The 17,349-nt window shown below is 42.5% G+C and carries 17 protein-coding genes and 1 riboswitch; of the genes, 7 read left to right on the forward strand and 10 right to left on the reverse strand.

Features of this window, described 5'->3' with window-relative positions; translation table 11 throughout:
* Positions 1 to 228 precede the first annotated feature (228 nt).
* The 4 genes from AAEZ00_RS02290 to AAEZ00_RS02305 form a co-directional block, all read right to left on the reverse strand.
* Positions 229 to 765, reverse strand: a complete 537-nt coding sequence (locus tag AAEZ00_RS02290) for a hypothetical protein (protein WP_101033298.1) — start codon at positions 763 to 765, stop codon at positions 229 to 231.
* Positions 766 to 1,182: 417 nt separating this feature from the next.
* A complete protein-coding gene (locus AAEZ00_RS02295) occupies positions 1,183 to 4,338 on the reverse strand; it encodes an efflux RND transporter permease subunit (RefSeq protein WP_124012815.1) in 3,156 nt (1,051 codons plus the stop codon).
* 9 nt (positions 4,339 to 4,347) lie between these two features.
* Entirely contained in the window at positions 4,348 to 5,496 is a 1,149-nt protein-coding gene (locus AAEZ00_RS02300) for an efflux RND transporter periplasmic adaptor subunit (RefSeq protein WP_124012816.1), read from the reverse strand.
* Positions 5,497 to 5,822: 326 nt separating this feature from the next.
* On the reverse strand, positions 5,823 to 6,932 hold the full coding sequence (locus AAEZ00_RS02305) for an MBL fold metallo-hydrolase (protein ID WP_351088256.1): 1,110 nt from the start codon (positions 6,930 to 6,932) through the stop codon (positions 5,823 to 5,825).
* Between the two features lie 96 nt (positions 6,933 to 7,028).
* Between AAEZ00_RS02305 and AAEZ00_RS02310 the strand changes: the two genes are divergently transcribed.
* A complete protein-coding gene (locus AAEZ00_RS02310) occupies positions 7,029 to 7,646 on the forward strand; it encodes a TetR/AcrR family transcriptional regulator (RefSeq protein ID WP_101033302.1) in 618 nt (205 codons plus the stop codon).
* A 17-nt stretch (positions 7,647 to 7,663) separates the two neighbouring features.
* Here the strand turns inward: AAEZ00_RS02310 and AAEZ00_RS02315 are convergent, their stop codons facing one another.
* Entirely contained in the window at positions 7,664 to 8,353 is a 690-nt protein-coding gene (locus AAEZ00_RS02315; RefSeq protein ID WP_124012818.1) for a DNA-3-methyladenine glycosylase I, read from the reverse strand.
* 135 nt (positions 8,354 to 8,488) lie between these two features.
* Positions 8,489 to 9,019: a thioesterase family protein gene (locus AAEZ00_RS02320; protein WP_101033304.1), complete on the reverse strand. Its 531-nt coding sequence runs from the start codon at positions 9,017 to 9,019 to the stop codon at positions 8,489 to 8,491.
* Positions 9,020 to 9,295: 276 nt separating this feature from the next.
* A riboswitch (FMN riboswitch) is annotated at positions 9,296 to 9,470 on the forward strand.
* 93 nt (positions 9,471 to 9,563) lie between these two features.
* Between AAEZ00_RS02320 and ribB the strand changes: the two genes are divergently transcribed.
* The 4 genes from ribB to AAEZ00_RS02340 all read left to right on the forward strand — a co-directional run bounded on the left by ribB (position 9,564) and on the right by AAEZ00_RS02340 (position 11,958).
* Complete coding sequence (gene ribB / locus AAEZ00_RS02325) at positions 9,564 to 10,220, forward strand: 3,4-dihydroxy-2-butanone-4-phosphate synthase (RefSeq protein WP_101033305.1); 657 nt, start codon at positions 9,564 to 9,566, stop codon at positions 10,218 to 10,220.
* A gap of 200 nt (positions 10,221 to 10,420) precedes the next feature.
* Positions 10,421 to 10,852, forward strand: coding sequence for a GNAT family N-acetyltransferase (locus tag AAEZ00_RS02330; protein WP_351075473.1), 432 nt, complete (start codon positions 10,421 to 10,423; stop codon positions 10,850 to 10,852).
* 182 nt (positions 10,853 to 11,034) lie between these two features.
* Positions 11,035 to 11,460 carry a GNAT family N-acetyltransferase gene (locus AAEZ00_RS02335; RefSeq protein ID WP_351088258.1) on the forward strand — a complete coding sequence of 142 codons (426 nt, stop codon included), beginning with the start codon at positions 11,035 to 11,037 and terminating at the stop codon, positions 11,458 to 11,460.
* 111 nt (positions 11,461 to 11,571) lie between these two features.
* On the forward strand, positions 11,572 to 11,958 hold the full coding sequence (locus AAEZ00_RS02340; protein ID WP_351088260.1) for a VOC family protein: 387 nt from the start codon (positions 11,572 to 11,574) through the stop codon (positions 11,956 to 11,958).
* 46 nt (positions 11,959 to 12,004) lie between these two features.
* Here the strand turns inward: AAEZ00_RS02340 and AAEZ00_RS02345 are convergent, their stop codons facing one another.
* The 3 genes from AAEZ00_RS02345 to AAEZ00_RS02355 are packed head-to-tail and all read right to left on the reverse strand — an operon-like array spanning position 12,005 to position 13,668.
* Entirely contained in the window at positions 12,005 to 12,868 is an 864-nt protein-coding gene (locus AAEZ00_RS02345) for an alpha/beta hydrolase (protein WP_351088262.1), read from the reverse strand.
* A gap of 15 nt (positions 12,869 to 12,883) precedes the next feature.
* On the reverse strand, positions 12,884 to 13,093 hold the full coding sequence (locus tag AAEZ00_RS02350) for a helix-turn-helix domain-containing protein (protein WP_101033307.1): 210 nt from the start codon (positions 13,091 to 13,093) through the stop codon (positions 12,884 to 12,886).
* Positions 13,093 to 13,668 (reverse strand): DUF2975 domain-containing protein, encoded by a 576-nt coding sequence (locus tag AAEZ00_RS02355; RefSeq protein ID WP_351088264.1) that lies wholly within the window; start codon positions 13,666 to 13,668, stop codon positions 13,093 to 13,095. Before AAEZ00_RS02355 ends, AAEZ00_RS02350 begins: the two co-directional genes overlap by 1 nt.
* A 330-nt stretch (positions 13,669 to 13,998) precedes the next feature.
* On the opposite strand from AAEZ00_RS02355, the gene AAEZ00_RS02360 reads away from it, so the two are divergent.
* Both AAEZ00_RS02360 and AAEZ00_RS02365 read left to right on the forward strand, forming a co-directional pair.
* Positions 13,999 to 14,355 carry a MerR family transcriptional regulator gene (locus AAEZ00_RS02360; RefSeq protein WP_351088266.1) on the forward strand — a complete coding sequence of 119 codons (357 nt, stop codon included), beginning with the start codon at positions 13,999 to 14,001 and terminating at the stop codon, positions 14,353 to 14,355.
* A 58-nt stretch (positions 14,356 to 14,413) separates the two neighbouring features.
* Positions 14,414 to 14,791 (forward strand): carboxymuconolactone decarboxylase family protein, encoded by a 378-nt coding sequence (locus AAEZ00_RS02365; protein ID WP_351088268.1) that lies wholly within the window; start codon positions 14,414 to 14,416, stop codon positions 14,789 to 14,791.
* 136 nt (positions 14,792 to 14,927) lie between these two features.
* Here AAEZ00_RS02365 and prlC read toward each other — a convergent pair whose 3' ends face one another.
* Positions 14,928 to 16,967 (reverse strand): oligopeptidase A, encoded by a 2,040-nt coding sequence (prlC, locus tag AAEZ00_RS02370; protein ID WP_351088270.1) that lies wholly within the window; start codon positions 16,965 to 16,967, stop codon positions 14,928 to 14,930.
* Positions 16,968 to 17,349 lie beyond the last annotated feature (382 nt).

Here is a 17,349-nt window from a genome sequence, read left to right on the forward strand (position 1 = left end):
GTCGGCGCGATGAGATTTTCAGTAGTAGTACGTTGAGATGGTTGTAACGATAACTGTTTTTTTACTGTGGTTTGCTCAGGAATAAACTTAGCGTTGATTTGCGGTTTTACAACCTCTTCTACGGCAGGATGAACCACTTGTTTGGCTTGTACATGCACTTGTACACAAGCACAAGACAACAGCATACCGATACCCAATAGCGTCTGCCGATTACGCCATATCATTGGGCTAATCATGCACTTGATCAAATATCGGCATCGGCGCGATACGAGCCAATTTAGCCACAGCAGCACCTGGGAAAATTTTAACACCACTGTTCAACTCATCGACAGCTTTACGATAAAAATCTTCTGCGTGAACAAAATCGAGTTCTAATTGTAAATATTCGGCAAGCTTGTCTTCACTCAACTTGTCTTTATTCACCGTAGCTAATAACGCCTCTAAACCTTGATCAATTTGTTGCCAAGCAGCAATCGATACTGACAAAGAGCCGCCCGTCACGTTTGACGCTTCAATGGGTTGTCCCCAATCATGCTGAGGTTGCAGTTGTTTTAGTTGCTGTAATTGGGCTTGCTGATCATCCGTTAAGGGATGGTAAGACGGTCTGGCCTGACACAGCTCAGTAAACAGCGTCAATCGCATATCAATTCTTGAGTCGATCACTTTCAGTGCTTCAATGGCTGAAGTGCGTTTTTTAAGTAAACTGGCATACCAAAGATAAGCCAAAATAGTGGCTAAAGTAAGGCTAAGTAACAGCGCCTGCATGATGACATCCTTTATTCTTGTTATTAGCTATCATAATCATAATTTAATCAAAAGTTCATCTTTATCGGCGCAACCTTAGCGAAAAAACAACCACTAAAGTATAAACCCTGTGCCTATAGATGTTAATAAACTGTTTTGATTAAGATTTTAACTATAACACAAGTATCCGCACTGACACGGTCAAACATTCTACAGTTAAATTTTTAATGTTTAGCCTTATCAACCACCTAAATCAATGTTGATAAGGGCGTTTTTTAAACACTCTTACAGTTTTCTATCGAATAATAATAAGAATATCGTTAAATAATGCTGACTTAACACCCTTTAAGCAATTTATTAATGACGATACCGACATCTACACAATAGACACAAAAAAGCCCAGCAAAACTGGGCTTTTAAACTTAACGATTTAAAAAATTAAATATCTTTTCTATCGTTATCGACTTTCTCATCTTCTTCTGCAGTGGGCTTTTCACGCTTACTGAAAAGGCGCTCAACCACCACAAAGAATAGCGGCACAAAGAAAATACCTAAGAATGTCGATGATATCATACCGCCTAATACCGCAGTACCAATGGCATTTTGACTACCAGAACCCACTCCAGAACTAATGGCTAATGGCAGTACACCTAGACCAAATGCTAATGAAGTCATCAGAATTGGACGTAAACGCACTCGCACCGCATGCAAGGTGGCCTCGATTAATCCCGACCCTTTTTCGTAGTATTCCTTAGCAAACTCGACAATTAAGATGGCGTTTTTAGTCGCTAGGCCCACCGTAGTTAACAAGCCGACTTGGAAAAACACGTCATTAGGTAAACCGCGAGCACTCATTGCCAATAGCGCACCGATAACCCCAACGGGAACCACTAAAATAACTGACAATGGTACCGACCAACTTTCATACAGCGCCGCGAGTACCAAGAACACGATTAACACCGACAAAGCATATAAGCTCGGTGCTTGGTTACCCGATAGACGTTCTTCGTACGATAAGCCATTCCACTCTAAGCCATAACCAGGCGGTAGTTTCTTGGCCATCTCTTCTAACGCATCCATTGCAGCACCGGTACTATAGCCTGGTACTGTTGAGCCCTGAATATTGATTGCAGGTACACCGTTAAAGCGTTGTAATTGCGGCGAACCGAACTCCCAAGTACCTGATGCAAATGCCGAAAACGGCACCATTTCGCCAAGGTTGTTACGCACATACCAAGAGTCTAAGTCGCCAGGCTGCATACGGTATTTAGCCTCACCTTGAACATAAACTTTTTTCACTCGGCCACGGTCAATAAAGTCATTTACATATGACCCACCCCATGCTGTTCCTAAGACACTGTTGACGCTGTTGATATCAATGTCTAACGCACGCAATTTTGCGTGATCGACATTAATTTTGTATATCGGCGCATCTTCTTGACCATTTGGACGCACCCCAACAAGGTTAGCGTTTTGTGAGGCCATGCCTAATAATTGATTACGCGCCTCAATTAACTTGCTATGCCCTTGACCGTTTAAGTCTTTCAGATAGACGTCAAAACCATTTGCAGTACCCAGTTCAATCACTGATGGTGGCACAAAGGCAAATACTAACGCCTCTTTGATTTGCGAAAAACGGCCCATGGCTCGACCCGCCAACGATTTCACATCTTCACCCGGCGCCTCACGTGTAGACCAATCTTTTAAGCCCACAAACGCAAGACCCATATTTTGCCCAGAACCGGCAAAACTAAAGCCTGCAACGGTAAACACTGAATTTACAATGTCTTTTTCTTCAGTAAGGTAATAATCAGAGACCTCTTTTAAGACCTTAACCGTGCTTTCTTGAGTTGAATTGGTTGGCAAAATTGCTTGAGTGAACAAGATGCCTTGGTCTTCATCAGGTAAGAATGCGGTTGGCATGCGTAAGAAAATCCAACCCACAGCGATAACCAAACCAACGTAAATCAACATGACTCGAAAAGAGCGTTTAAGAATACTGCCCACACTCGATTCATAACGCGATGTCATTGCATCAAACTTGCTATTAAACCAACCGAAGAAACCTGTATCGGCATAGGTATGGCCTTTTTTAATCGGCTTTAGCATGGTGGCGCATAATGCCGGTGTCAGCACAATCGCCACAAATACCGATAAGGCCATCGCCGATACAATAGTGATCGAGAACTGACGATAAATAACTCCAGTGGAACCAGACATAAAGGCCATTGGGACAAACACCGCCGACAAGGTCAAACCGATCCCGACTAAGGCACTGGTGATTTGGTCCATTGACTTGCGGGTGGCTTCAAGCGGGCTTAAGCCCTCTTCAGACATGATCCGCTCAACGTTCTCAACCACCACAATCGCGTCATCCACCAGCAAACCAATGGCCAAGACCATGGCAAACATGGTTAAGGTATTGATAGTAAAACCTGATGCAGATAACACAGCAAACGTTCCTAACAGCACCACCGGAACAGCAATAGTTGGAATAAGTGTGGCTCTAAAATTTTGCAAGAACAGATACATAATCAAGAACACCAACACAATGGCTTCTATCAGTGTCTCTACAACCCCTTCAATGGATTGCTCTATGAATGGCGTGGTGTCATAGGGATAAACAACTTCAAGCCCTTGAGGGAAAAACTCTTTCATCTCATTGACTTTAGTCTTAATACCTTCCGCCGTATCTAACGCATTCGCACCCGTGGCTAACTTAAACGCTAAACCTGAGGCAGGCTTACCATTATAGTATGAGTCAACCGCGTAGCTTTCTGCGCCTAATTCGACTCTGGCGACATCGCCTAAATAAACATTGGCACCTGATGAGTCAGATTTAACAATAATTTGCTTAAATTGCTCTGGGGTTTGTAATCGACTCTGCGCTGATACGGTCGCGTTAAGTTCTTGGCCTGCAACCGAGGGAGCACCACCTAATTGACCTGCTGATATTTGTGCGTTTTGCTCACGTACCGCTGCAATAACATCAATACTGGTTAATTTGTATTGGGTTAACTTAAGCGGGTCTAACCAAATACGCATAGCATATTGCGCACCAAAAAGGGTGATCTCACCAACCCCAGGTACACGACTCATTGGATCTTGAACATTGGCAGCAACATAATCAGAAATATCGCTTTTGCCCATTGAACCATCAGCAGACACAAAACCGAGTACCATTAAAAAGCCCGAACTGGACTTGTTAACTTGTACACCTTGTTGCTGAACTTCAGTAGGTAACAAGGGGGTAGCCGCTTGCAGCTTATTCTGAACTTGCACTTGAGCAATATCAGGATCGGCCTCAGCGTTGAATGTTAACGTAATCTTGGTATTACCAAAACTGTCACTGGTTGAAGAGATATAGCGTAAGTGATCAAGTCCCGTCATGCGCTGCTCAATCACCTGAGTAACCGTGTCTTCCATGGTTTTAGCCGAAGCTCCAGGATAGAAAGCACTGATCACCACAGTTGGTGGTGCAATGCTCGGATACTGTGCAATGGGCAAGCCTCTAATGGCTAGTACACCCGCGAGCATAATCAATAATGCAATCACCCATGCAAAGATAGGGCGATCAATAAAAAAGCGAGCCATAATTATTCCCTATTTCTGTGGTTGGTCAGCCGTTAAAACCTGTGGTGAAACCGGTACACCAGGGCGGATTTTTTGTAATCCTTCAACAATTAATTTATCACCAGCAGATAAGCCATCAACAATACGCCATTGATGGTCAATCACTTCGGCTGTTTTTACTACACGCATTTCGACATTGTTGTCTTGATTGACAATCATTGCGACGGCTTCACCTTTGGAATTACGCGTAATCGCACGTTGCGGCACTAAAATCGCTTGTGGATCTTGGCCAGCATTTAATAGCGCACGAACAAACATTCCAGGTAACAATATGCCGTCAGGGTTAGGGAACTCTGCACGTAAGGTTACCGAACCGGTAGTTTCATTAACATTGACTTCAGCAAATTGAAGTATGCCCTCTTGTTCGTAGGTCCTGCCGTCTTCAAGCACCAAGGTCACTTCGGCATTGTTACTTTTCAGTAACTCACCAGAACGTAAGTTCGCTTTTAAACGCAGTAGTTGTGCGCTCGACTGAACGATATCGACATTAATCGGGTCAAGCTGTTGAATAGTCGCTAGCGTGGCACTTTGATTGGCGGTAACTAACGCGCCAGCGGTCACAGCTGATTTACCAATACGACCTGAAATAGGCGCTTTCACTTCAGTATATTCAAGGTTAATTGTCGCTGTATTAATGGCGGCTTTAGCAACCGTTACTGAAGCTTGCGCTTCTTTATATGCCGCTTCTGCTTCATCAAAGTCTTGCTTACTAATGGCATTGGTTTTCACTAACTCGGCATAACGCGCGGCTTTCGCTTTTGCTGAGACTAACCCTGCATTTGCACTCGCAAGAGCAGCTTCTGCACTGACAAGAGCTGCACTATAAGTGGCTGAATCAATTTGATACAGTGATTGACCTTGCTCAACTTCGGTCCCTTCTGTAAAAGCTCGTTTGGTTATAATACCAGAGACTTGTGGACGCACTTCGGCTTCTAAAAATGCTCGACTGCGCCCGGGTAGTTCAACTTGAATCGATTGCGAAATCGCTTCAACGGTCATCACGCCAACAGGTGTAGGGGGCCGCGGTTGTTGTGATTGGGCATTTTCATCCCCTTGACCACAAGCGGTAATCCATAATGCTGCAGAAATAACTGCGGCGACTTTCAATGCTTTGTGCATGAGTGCTCCTACTCCAATATATTTTCAATATGTCACCCTCAATGTTGAGCAGCCCATTTGAAAGTAGCTAATATTAAACTGTTAAATTTTCTGTGTACTTTATCGCATAGGTGTAAAAACCAAACAACTCAGCTCATGCGAATAAATTGTAAATAAATAATAAGCTTACGTTCTCTATCACTAAATGTTGATTTATTGTAAACGTAGGGCGGGTAATCAAACAAACTCGACCTATTGATTCATGAAATACACCATTAGATAACATCTTGGTAAAATTAATTTGTCGTTTAACAATGCTTATCGATATGCACTGTTAATAGATTAACTTAGTTGTTATTCATGACAAGCTTATTTACTTCATCCGCCTTTTGTGGCTCAAGCATAATAGTACGCCACCACAACTCGTCAGCGTGTGGATTTGCCAACATCACCGCCTGCCCAAACTTAGGGATCAGCAAAGTAACGTCATTGTGTTTAGCCAATTGACTAATGCGTTCAAAAGGTTCAAACCAATCATGCAGGGCTAAATCAAAGGTGCCATTGTGTACTGGCATCATCGCCTTTGCGCGAACATCAAGATGTGCTTGTAAGCTTTGTTCTGGCAACATATGGATCTCACTCCACAATTCATTATAGGCACCGGTTTCAATCATGCTGAGGTCAAACGGTCCATAACGCTCACCAATTTGTTTGAATCCATTAAAATAGCCACTGTCACCGCTGAAAAATACTTTGTGCTGTAGCCCTTGGATCACCCAACTTGCCCATAGGGTTTGATTGCGATCAAGTAGGCCACGGCCAGAAAAATGCTGTGCCGGGGTGGCGGTAATGGTCAGCCCATTTAATTCAACCGACTGCCACCATTCCAGTTCGGTCACTTGAATAGGATCGATTCCCCAAGCCGTTAAGTACTCACCCACGTTAAGTGGGGTAACAAAATGCTGCACTTTAGTCGCCAATTGTTCAATCGCGGCCTTATCAAGATGATCATAATGATCGTGGCTAATAATAACGGTTTTAATCGCCGGTAAATCGGCAATACTAATGGGTGATTGATGGAAACGCTTTGGTCCAGCCCATTGCACTGGAGATGCTCGCTCGCTAAACACCGGGTCAATCAGCAAGTATTCGCCATCGATACGCATTAATAACGTTGAATGGCCTAAACGATATACGGCATCTTCTGTCGATTGCGCCAATATCTCTGGGGTTAATTCGGCTAATGGAATCGCATCTTGGGGAATGGGCGCTTGGCGCGTTGCCGACCAATACGCTTTGGCGATAGGCCATAAACGGCTAAAACCGGCTTGGTAGACTTTTTCGGTATTGCTGAAAATTTGCGTTTTATGTCCACGAGATGTAGACCAACATTTACTGAGCCAAATAATAGCAATCAATACACCAAGCACTAATAAAAGACTGATTAATATTTTCATCTATCGCTTCCAAAAGTAAACTACACGGTGTAGTTTAATAATGAATTGCTAAAAAGTAAACTGCTCAGTGTAAAATATTACAATAAGATGGCTTAGATGAAACCAATGAAACCAGAAAAGCAAACATGCAGCCAAATAAAACGCGCCGCGATTATTGAAGCCGCCAGAACAACCTTTAAAGAATTAGGGGTTGCAGCAACCAGCATGGATAAATTAGCCGAAGTGGCTAGTGTGTCGAAGCGAACAGTGTATAACCACTTTGCCACCAAAGAAGCCTTAGTGATGACCTTGATGACAGACTTATGGCAACAAGCGTTATCGCAGCCATCTGTTGTGTATAACTCACATCAACCTTTGGCTGAACAACTGCAGCAGCTGGTGCGTTTTGATATGGACTACATTCAATCAGAAGAGCACATTGAAGTGTCGCGAATGGTGATTGGCCATCTCTTTTATACCACTGAGATGCAGCAAGAATTGCAAAAAATCATCAAAGAAGAAACGGCTATTTTACGTTGGATAAAAGCGGCAACGCTGGATGGACGCTTAACGGTGACCAATGTTGAACAAGCCCAAACAGAAGTACAAAGCTTGATTAAAGGCCAATGTTTTTGGCCATTAATATTTAGAGTTGAATCGCCATTAAACGATCAGCAAAAAGATGACATTGCGACTGAAATCGCTAAAATGTTTTTATGTCGCTATCAAGTATAACGACATAAAATACCCCATTAAACTCGATTATCGCCCACGCCTAACGAAATAACCCGACTGATATGCGCTAAGCTCAATCCTGACTCTTGTTGCCATTGATTAAACGCCGCTTGAGTTTGGCGCAACGCGGTTTGCGATGTAAAACCTGCATCAACCACGTTATGGCCAGTTAAATACGCCTGTACATCTTGGGTGAGTAAAAAAGTATCTTTGCCCATGGTACGCAGAAAATAAGGCCCAGTATTGCCGCCTAAACGGGTGCCGCGCTTTTTGAGTGTTCGCCATAAACCGGTAATATCATCAGTTGGCCACTGGGCGATAAACGCTGCAAAACTTCCGTATTCAGCACTGATGGCTTGTACCATATAAGCGTTATCAACAATCGCTTGAGTTTTCTTTTGGTGCCTAATCAATGCAGGATCGCTAGCGCGTTGTTGAATTTGATCAGGTGATAGCATTAGCACCTTCATCGGTTCAAAGTCAAAAAAGGCTTTTTCGTAAGCGGGCCATTTATTGACCACCACTCGCCACACAAAGCCACTTTGAAACACTTGTTTGCTGAGAGCAGACAATAGAGTGGCATCTGAATAATCGCCAATATCATCGGCCGTTAAAGTGTGTGGTAATAATGACTTTACCGCTTCTGGGCCGCCTTTTCGTTCGCAAGCGCGCACCCACATATCGTTGAACTTTTCTAATGTCGCCACACTTCATCCTCACTACCGTATTTATTACACGCCAAAATGCATTACACGCCAATATTCATTCACGTCAACACCGGTCACTGATACGTGACTACCTATAATCCAGTTTACTTTGAAGTGTATTTCAATTCTCGGCGATTAAATATTACGTTGTTTTTTAAGCTGTAAAAACTGTTTCCATTTAATCACTTCTGCTGGCATTTCAGGCGCACCATTGGTGTAGCCTGCTGCGGTAATTAAGGTTTCAATGGGGACTTGCTTGCCTCGACACATAAACACTCCACGTACATGGGCAATGCAATGCAGGCCACGGTCGGTGAGTATGCGATGCTCAATATAAAAGTACTTTTCGTCCCAACCGACAATTTTAGTTTCGATGGTAAACTTTTCAAACGGTTTGATATCGCGGATATAAGTAAACTCTGCGGCATTGACGATGGGAAACCATTTATTTTTTATAAACGGCTTCATCAAACCTATTTCGGCAATCAAATAGGTTCGTGCTAAATCAAAAAAAGCAGGATAGCGAGAGTTAGTTAAATGCAAATTGATGTCGCAATCTAACGGCAAAACACGATAATTAATCCGGCTAGAATCTATAAAACCTATTTTTTTACAATGACCTATTCGCCATAAAAACAACCAAATAAAACGAAAATACAGGTTCATGAACAGTTTACTCCTAATGTAAGCGCAACAGGCTAACAAAGGTCATACCAGTGAGCAAGCTTGTCCACCTGATTAGACTAATAATACTCCCATGCAGCACTTAACATGATTGAGCAATAGTATTGTTCTATTCTCATAAAACAGTTATTAGCAACGCTTTATTACATTAATGCGACCGATCCCCCTTTTCATCTTAATCTGAACTGATTACCATAGCGACGCGTACTTTGGTGAGCAACACTTTGAGCTCCCATCCCTTAACGCACACTTATTGTTTTTAATTCTCAGGGCGGGGTGCGATTCCCCACCGGCGGTATACTTGAAAAAGTGAGCCCGCGAGCGCTCGATTCGTCGAGGTCAGCAGATCTGGTTACTTAGGCCATTACTCTTAAATTAGTCATGCCTAACAGTCCAGAGCCGACGGTTATAGTCCGGATGAGAGAGAATAAAGATACATCATAAGCCTCGGCTTTTAGGTGCAATTTGTTTTGGATTTATATCCCTCTTTATAAGCCCTGATTCTGGTCATTTTAGGAGTACAACCATGAATCAGTTATCACTACTTGCCGAATTTGGCGAACCAATCATGCGTGTCGAAAACGCATTAGCTGCACTAAGAGAAGGTCGAGGCGTATTGCTTCTAGACGATGAAGACCGCGAAAATGAAGGCGACGTTATTTATTCAGTCGAACATTTAACCACACCTCAAATGGCGTTAATGATCCGCGAATGCAGCGGCATTGTGTGTTTATGCTTAACTGACGCTCACGCTAACAAGCTTGAATTGCCACCGATGGTTATTAATAACAACAGCGCCAATCAAACCGCATTTACCATCTCCATTGAAGCAAAGCTTGGTGTCACCACGGGTGTATCGGCTCAAGACCGCGTGACCACCATTAAAACTGCGGCAAACCGCAATGCCAAAGCATCTGACTTAGCCCATCCTGGACATGTGTTCCCATTACGCGCTCGCGCTGGCGGAGTAATGTCACGCCGCGGCCATACCGAAGGTACAGTCGACTTAATGCAAATGGCCGGATTAATGCCTGCCGGGGTGTTATGTGAACTGACCAACGAAGATGGCACCATGGCTAAAGCACCTGAAATTGTCGCTTTTGGCCGTAAGCACAATATGCCAGTACTGACCATTGAAGATATGGTGATGTACCGCAACCAGTACGATTTAAAGCTGGCGTAGTTAATTAAAGTCATTAATAGGCTGTCACAAGAGTGACGCACTATCAGATAAAAGTAAGAGACGCATTATTAAATGGCGTCTCTTTTTTTACATCTAATAAGTTATAAAAAATATCTTAAATATAGATTAAGCTTCGATTTGGCTTATCGTCATGTCATATTATAAGTCGAACGTCATAACCGATACGCAACGAGGTATAAATGAGATGTGAATTTATTCTCGCCACCGAAAAAGACAAAAACTACCTACTCGATTTACGTAAATTAACGATGGTTGAGCATTTAGAAAAGTCTGGGCAGTTCTTGTCTGATGCACAACATGAATTTAGATTGAACGATGCTTATGAATGCTCTTATCTGGTCATGTACGCCAACGAGTTAATCGGTACTTTAAAGTATCGAGCCAATGAAACTACAGTCGAAATAATGCAACTCCAAATCCATCCATTGTTTCAAAGGCAAGGATTTGGCCAAAAAATTTTACAACAAATCATCACAGATTCGAAGCCAAAATTGTTTGAGTTAACCGTGTTAAAAGAGAATCCTGCATTGCAGCTATACAAAAGGTTAGGATTTGAAATCACGGGTGAAGATCAGCACGAATATTTTATGCAAATTAGTACTGGCTATTAGCCATCCATGACCGCTTAATGGTTTCATTCCTGAAACAGAAGATTACAGCTGCATCACCCCATCGGCTTTAATTTGCACCAGACTAGTATGCATAAAAAATTGAAAACCTTTACATCACTGGTAAATAAAAGCAGGATAATGAATTACTTAACATACAGTCTTACAAAAAAATGGAACCTCACTTGAAAATTGAATTAGCATCCTCACCGTCATCGGCAGATCTAAAAACAATCAGCGAAGGCATTCAGGCATTTAATCAACAGCATATGCCAACCGAGGTAGTGCTTGAGCCTGATACTCGTTTTGCGGTATTTGCTCGAAACGAAGCGGGTCAAGTTGTTGGTGGTATTCGCGCTAATGCATTTTGGAACTACTGCATTATCGAATTGCTCTGGCTGTCCGAAGAAGCGCGTGGTCATCGACTCGGCTCTAAACTTATGCATGAAGCTGAAGCGTATGCAAAGTCAAAAGGCTTTCAATATATTCGCACTGAAACACTCGACTTTCAAGCCAAGGCATTTTACGAAAAACTCGGCTATAAGGTCTTTGGTGAGTTGTCAGAATACCCAAAAGGTCACATTACTTACTGCTTAGTTAAAACCTTGTAGTGGCGGATAAAATATAACGAAAGACTTGATTTGAAATTAACTAATCCGAATAAAAAAACAACATATTAATATAAGTAAATCAATTTTAAGAAGATAACATCGGAGGTTCACATGAATCGAGTCACAGGTATCGGCGGCATATTTTTTAAAGCAAAAGATGCACCTGCATTGCAGGCTTGGTACAAGCGTCATCTCGGCATTGACGTTCAAGAATGGGGCGGCACTGCTTTTTCTTGGACCGACTCAAATGACAAGCCCGTAGGTGGAACCACTATCTGGGCCGTGAGTTCAGAGAAAAGCGACCAATTTGCCCCGAGCCAAGCCCCATTTATGATCAACTACCGCGTTGCAGACCTTCACGCTGTAGTTGCCGCCCTCAAAGCAGAAGGCTGTAATGTCCTCGATAAAATAGATGAATCTGAATACGGCAAATTCGCGTGGGTCATCGATCCAGAAGGGAACAAAGTCGAATTGTGGCAACCACCTTTGGGTCAGTAGCTGCACTTTTAACATCCATGTGAAATTAACTTGGATACAAACTAAATCACAATGCAGTAATAAACGTCTGATACTGACTCATGGTATTGGCATCGTCTAACATGCCTTGATGGCCAACGTTGGGCACCATAATTAACTGCTTATTGGCTGACTGACTAGCTACAAACAGTTTTTCAGACAGTTCAGGCGGGACTTCTTCATCATCTTCTGCCGCAATCACCAATAATGGCCCTTGATAATATTGCGCGACCACTTGCTTATTATCTGTTTTACGAAAATCTTCTGACATTTCCAAAGTCATAAACGGTGCCATATACCAAGGTGTTTTTTCATCAACCCAGTCGTCGGCATTAGTTGCTGAACCGTGTAAAACCAGCGCATCTATTTTATTATTTTTTGCTAAATCAGCGGCAATAAAACTGCCTAGTGAGTAACCGTGCAATATCACTTTTTCAGGCTGATATTGCTGATGTAAATAATCCAGTTGTTGCTGTGCATCTGCAATAATATTGTTAATGCTTGGTTGGCCTTCACTTGCCCCTAATCCACGGCGATCCATCACTAAAATGTCGGTATTGAGCGTTGATAATGTGCTAAGTACCGACAGGCCATGTGGTTCGATTTTCATGCCGTTGCCTTGATAAAAGACCAAGGTTGTAAGGCTATTGGGGTTATCGATATAAAAACCATTTAACTTAACGTGATCACTTGCCTCTAAGCTGAGTTGGGTAATCAAATGATTAGGCATCGCCTGCTGTAATTGTTGAGTAAACTCAGCGGTAAAGGCTGCGGGGACTTCATCGCTGGCAATAAAAGTGCTTTCACTTAGGCGCATAGTACACGCAGAAGTCATTAGTATTGTGGTGCCTATCATTGCACCTGTAGTGATTTTTTTTAGCAAACCTTGCATGTCATCTTCCTTAATTTATTCATCGTCCTTGTGGACTAAAATGTCACCTGGCGAGCATTGTAAATGCCGACAAATAGCGTCTAGAGTCGAAAATCGAATGGCTTTTGCGCGGCCACTTCTAAGCACTGACAAATTTTGAGGGGTTATACCTATCAATTCGGCCAATTCAGTGGACTTCATTTTTCGCCTTGCCAGCATCACATCCAGCTCAATAATTATGGCCATTAAATTGTCAACTCCACCTCTTCTTGAAGCTCAGTTGCATGCTTCATTACCCATGCCACACAGTAAAAAATCATTCCGAAAAGTGCATACTTTAACTCTTGGCTGCCAAGGCTAAAATAAACAGGTACCGCACTTGATGTACCGCTAAAGTGCAATGTAAATGCGATGATCATCGGGTAAAAAAGGCTGAGTAAAATCCAGACTAAAAATACCAAGGCAATACGGCTCAAGCAGCGGAAGTTACTTGGGGTAAACACATGACCTTGCTGATACAGCCCAAAAAGTTGGTAGAGAAAATAGTAAATAAACAGGTAAGGTAGAATTTCAACACTGCCCAGAATGATCCCAGGATGAAATCCCGCATCATAAAGGCTTTGAGCGAGTGCTTGCCAAGGTGTACCAAAGTCGACAGCTAGATAACTACTAAACCAACCCCACCAGTCAATCGTTAACACATATTCGCCCGCTTGGAATTTTCCGAACACCATAGTGCCGCTATAACTAGTGATTTGTAATAAGGCTAAAAATACAATTAGCCATTTAATCCATTTACTTAACGAGATAATTCTATCCATGATTATTCTAAGCTGGTTAATGTTAAAACAAAGTTAACACACAAACCTTTTATCAGCAATAAATTATCGATAAACGGTAATTTTTGCCTATTAATATCTATTGGGCACAGCCAAATCATTTGTTTGAATCACCATTAAAGGCTATCGTATTAAATGACGAAAGTGCCTATATGATTGATTAAAAATGAGTGGCATAATTTCGTTGATAATATTCAAAAGTCTCTATCAGATAGCCTTGTTTCACATCAGCAGCACATAAGAGTAAAGTCAGTAAATCTCTATAATAAAAGCTTTTTAACAGATAGATAATCAGTGACGCAAGGGGCAATTATGAACATGAAAGCGTTCTCGACGTTAGTCGGATTATCAGCTTATACACTGCGTTATTATGAGAAAGTCGGTTTACTCAACAATATTCAGCGCAATAGCAGTGGCCATCGAGCCTATACAAGCAAAGACTTGGAATGGGTTAATTTTGTCAAACGCCTCAAAGATACCGGTATGCCTTTAGCCGAAATCCAACAATACGCCCGATTACGAGAGTTAGGTTCAAGTACAGTGTTAGACCGCCAACAACTACTTGAGCGTCACAAAGACCAGTTGCAAGCTCACATTGAACGACAGAAAAATCATTTACTGGCGCTAGAAAACAAAATTAGTTTGTATAAAGCCAATAAAGTCAGTTGACTTAGAGTTAACTCTAACTTGTAAAGTGTGACTTCTACTTATCGATAGGAGTACATCAATGCCAAACTCAAGATTCACTTTAGGCTTGGAGCAGTTGTCAAAAATTGACGGCGAAGCGGGTCACAATGTAATCGAAAGCCTGCAAGATATTTGTCCTGACTTAGCCCGCTTTACTATTGAATATCCATTTGGCGATATCTATAGCCGACAAGCATTAGATGTAAAGTCACGAGAAATAGCCACCGTTGCCGCTCTAACCGCCTTGGGTCATTGTAGGCCTCAGCTCAAGGTTCATTTGAATGCGGCTTTGAATGTTGGATGCAGCGAAGATGAAGTAAAAGAAGTACTGTTACAAATGTCAGTTTATGCAGGCTTCCCGGCGGCGTTAAATGGTATGTTTGCGTTTAAAGAAGTCCTTCAAGAGCGACAGGCATAACAAATGACAAATAAGGCTTAACAGGCAACGAATATCGCTGTACATTATTTGAGTATATAAGTCTTAAAAATAAGTAAAAAAAAAGCATAAACCGAGGTTTATGCTTTTAACATTTTAACGATGTTTATTCGTTGGTCTACACCGCAATACCACTGTGGCGCAATAACGCATCGGTATTGGGTTCACGGCCCATAAAGCGTTTAAACAACTCCATAGGCTCTTCGCTGCCGCCCATTTCAAGAATATTGTTTAAGAAGCTCTTACCCGTTTCTGAGTTGAAAATACCCTCGGCTTCAAAACGCGAAAACGCATCGGCTGATAACACTTCGGCCCATTTATAGCTGTAGTATCCTGCGGCATAACCACCGGCAAAAATATGCGCAAAACCATGTTGAAAACGATTAAAGCTTGGCGGGGTTAATACCGCAATTTGGCTACGGACTTCATCTAAAATACCTTGAATGTCGACGCCTTTAGCTGGGTCAAATTCATGGTGCATTCTAAAATCGAACAATGAAAGCTCAAGCTGACGCACCATCATCATGCCCGAATGGAAGTTTTTGGCGGCTAACATTTTATCAAGTAGCACTTTAGGTAATGGCTCGCCTGTTTCATAGTGGCCAGATATTTCCGCTAACGCTTCTTCTTGCCAGCACCAGTTTTCCATAAATTGACTTGGTAGCTCTACTGCATCCCAAGGCACACCATTAATACCCGATACCCCGCCCACATCGACTTTGGTTAGCATGTGGTGAATGCCATGGCCAAACTCATGGAACAATGTGGTGACTTCGTCATGGGTAAAGAGTGCAGGTTTGCCATCTACGGGACCGTTAAAGTTACAGGTTAAATACGCCACTGGCTTTTGCAGACCTGTGCTGGTCACACGGCGACCACGACAATCGTCCATCCATGCACCGCCACGCTTACCGCTGCGAGCATATAAATCTAAATAAAAGCTACCACGATGTGTTTTTTGATTGTCAAAAATATCAAAGAAACGCACATCTTTATGCCAAGTATCTACGCCTTTTTGTTCACTGATGGTTAAGCCAAATAAGCGGTTTACCGTGTAAAATAAGCCTGACAAGACTTTGTCTTCAGGAAAGTACGGACGCAATATCTCTTGCGACACTTCATATTTGTACTGCTGCAGTTTTTCAGCGTAAAAGCTTAAGTCCCATGACGCCATTTCGGTCACCTGGTAATGCTCTTTAGCAAAGGCACGCAGTTCGGCTAATTCAGTTGCCGCTTGGTCTTTAGAACGCTCACCTAACTCGTTTAAAAAGCCTAATACTTGCGCTGGGTTTTCTGCCATTTTGGTGGCTAACGATTTATCTGCGTAGCTGGCAAAACCGAGTAAATTAGCTAATTCATGACGCAATGCCACAATTTCATTCATATTATTGGTGTTATCAAACTCACCGGCATTTGGGCCTTGATCAGACGCGCGAGTGACAAATGCACGATAACACTCTTCGCGTAACTCACGATTTTCACTGTAGGTCATCACAGGTAAATAAGACGGGAAATCGAGGGTGAATAACCAACCCTTTTGCTCTTTGGCGTCTGCCATAGCTTTCGCTGCGGCGATGGCTGACCCAGGTAAACCCGCTAAGTCCGCTTCGTCGGTGATAAGCTTAGCCCATGCTTCTGTTGCGTCTAGCAGCTGGTTAGAAAAGTTGCTGGAGAGTTCCGATAAGCGTTTAACCATTTCGCCATAGCGTGCTTTTTGGCTGTCATCTAAGCCAATACCAGATAATTCAAAGTCAAGTAAGCTTTGTTCGATCAGCATTTTTTGCGCTTGAGTTAACTGGGCAAAATCTGCCGACTCATGGATCGATTTATACGCCTCGTACAAGCCCTGATGCTGACCCACATAAGTGCCATAATCAGACAAAAGCGGTAAACAAGCATCGTGAGCATCGCGTAATTCATCACTACTGATCACCGAGTTCATGTGTGACACCGGCGACCAAACTTTACTTAATTCATCATCGACTTCTTCAAGAGGCTCAATCAGATTATCCCAAGTGTATTGGCTATTTTTTGCTAATAGTACTTCAATGGTCTCACGACATTTGGCAATGCCTTGCTCAACCGCAGGCTGAATGTGTTCAGGTTTGATTTTTGAAAATTCTGGTAATTCTGCGCTACTTAGCAATGGATTGCTCATAAAGATTCCTCGAGATATTTCGCGTGAGTATTTAGCTCGTAAGTATCCCAATTATATTGGGCTAATTTATTCATTTTTCAAGTTTGATGCTGATTAAATCAAGCCTAATCATATTTTTCACCACAAACTTCTCCCAATCAGTGACCACAAACCATCCAAAACCTGCTTGAATTTGCTTATCCCTAGGCCACCTCGACATGCAGGATCCAACATGTCGAGAAGTAACAGAGTTCAAGGTCGTTATACTATTTTCTGTTTTATAACCCACAAACATATTGCTTCTCGCCTTGTCCTTCGGGATCGCTGCAACGCGCATGTTGAAGTGGCTTGGGTATATAGGCATCGAAACACACAGCGCCACTCTCCTAGCTAATTTGCGTTA

It is taken from the genome of Shewanella sp. S1-49-MNA-CIBAN-0167 (assembly GCF_040310145.1).
Taxonomy (GTDB): domain Bacteria; phylum Pseudomonadota; class Gammaproteobacteria; order Enterobacterales; family Shewanellaceae; genus Shewanella; species Shewanella psychromarinicola.

What these genes read in the sequence shown, in the direction of transcription:
- AAEZ00_RS02290 (WP_101033298.1), bottom strand. Translation starts at nt 765, where the DNA reads ATGCAGGCGCTGTTACTTAGCCTTACTTTAGCCACTATTTTGGCTTAT.
- AAEZ00_RS02295 (WP_124012815.1), bottom strand. Translation starts at nt 4,338, where the DNA reads ATGGCTCGCTTTTTTATTGATCGCCCTATCTTTGCATGGGTGATTGCA.
- AAEZ00_RS02300 (WP_124012816.1), bottom strand. Translation starts at nt 5,496, where the DNA reads ATGCACAAAGCATTGAAAGTCGCCGCAGTTATTTCTGCAGCATTATGG.
- AAEZ00_RS02305 (WP_351088256.1), bottom strand. Translation starts at nt 6,932, where the DNA reads ATGAAAATATTAATCAGTCTTTTATTAGTGCTTGGTGTATTGATTGCT.
- AAEZ00_RS02310 (WP_101033302.1), top strand. Translation starts at nt 7,029, where the DNA reads ATGAAACCAATGAAACCAGAAAAGCAAACATGCAGCCAAATAAAACGC.
- AAEZ00_RS02320 (WP_101033304.1), bottom strand. Translation starts at nt 9,019, where the DNA reads ATGAACCTGTATTTTCGTTTTATTTGGTTGTTTTTATGGCGAATAGGT.
- ribB (WP_101033305.1), top strand. Translation starts at nt 9,564, where the DNA reads ATGAATCAGTTATCACTACTTGCCGAATTTGGCGAACCAATCATGCGT.
- AAEZ00_RS02330 (WP_351075473.1), top strand. Translation starts at nt 10,421, where the DNA reads ATGAGATGTGAATTTATTCTCGCCACCGAAAAAGACAAAAACTACCTA.
- AAEZ00_RS02340 (WP_351088260.1), top strand. Translation starts at nt 11,572, where the DNA reads ATGAATCGAGTCACAGGTATCGGCGGCATATTTTTTAAAGCAAAAGAT.
- AAEZ00_RS02345 (WP_351088262.1), bottom strand. Translation starts at nt 12,868, where the DNA reads ATGCAAGGTTTGCTAAAAAAAATCACTACAGGTGCAATGATAGGCACC.
- AAEZ00_RS02350 (WP_101033307.1), bottom strand. Translation starts at nt 13,093, where the DNA reads ATGGCCATAATTATTGAGCTGGATGTGATGCTGGCAAGGCGAAAAATG.
- AAEZ00_RS02355 (WP_351088264.1), bottom strand. Translation starts at nt 13,668, where the DNA reads ATGGATAGAATTATCTCGTTAAGTAAATGGATTAAATGGCTAATTGTA.
- AAEZ00_RS02360 (WP_351088266.1), top strand. Translation starts at nt 13,999, where the DNA reads ATGAACATGAAAGCGTTCTCGACGTTAGTCGGATTATCAGCTTATACA.
- AAEZ00_RS02365 (WP_351088268.1), top strand. Translation starts at nt 14,414, where the DNA reads ATGCCAAACTCAAGATTCACTTTAGGCTTGGAGCAGTTGTCAAAAATT.
- prlC (WP_351088270.1), bottom strand. Translation starts at nt 16,967, where the DNA reads ATGAGCAATCCATTGCTAAGTAGCGCAGAATTACCAGAATTTTCAAAA.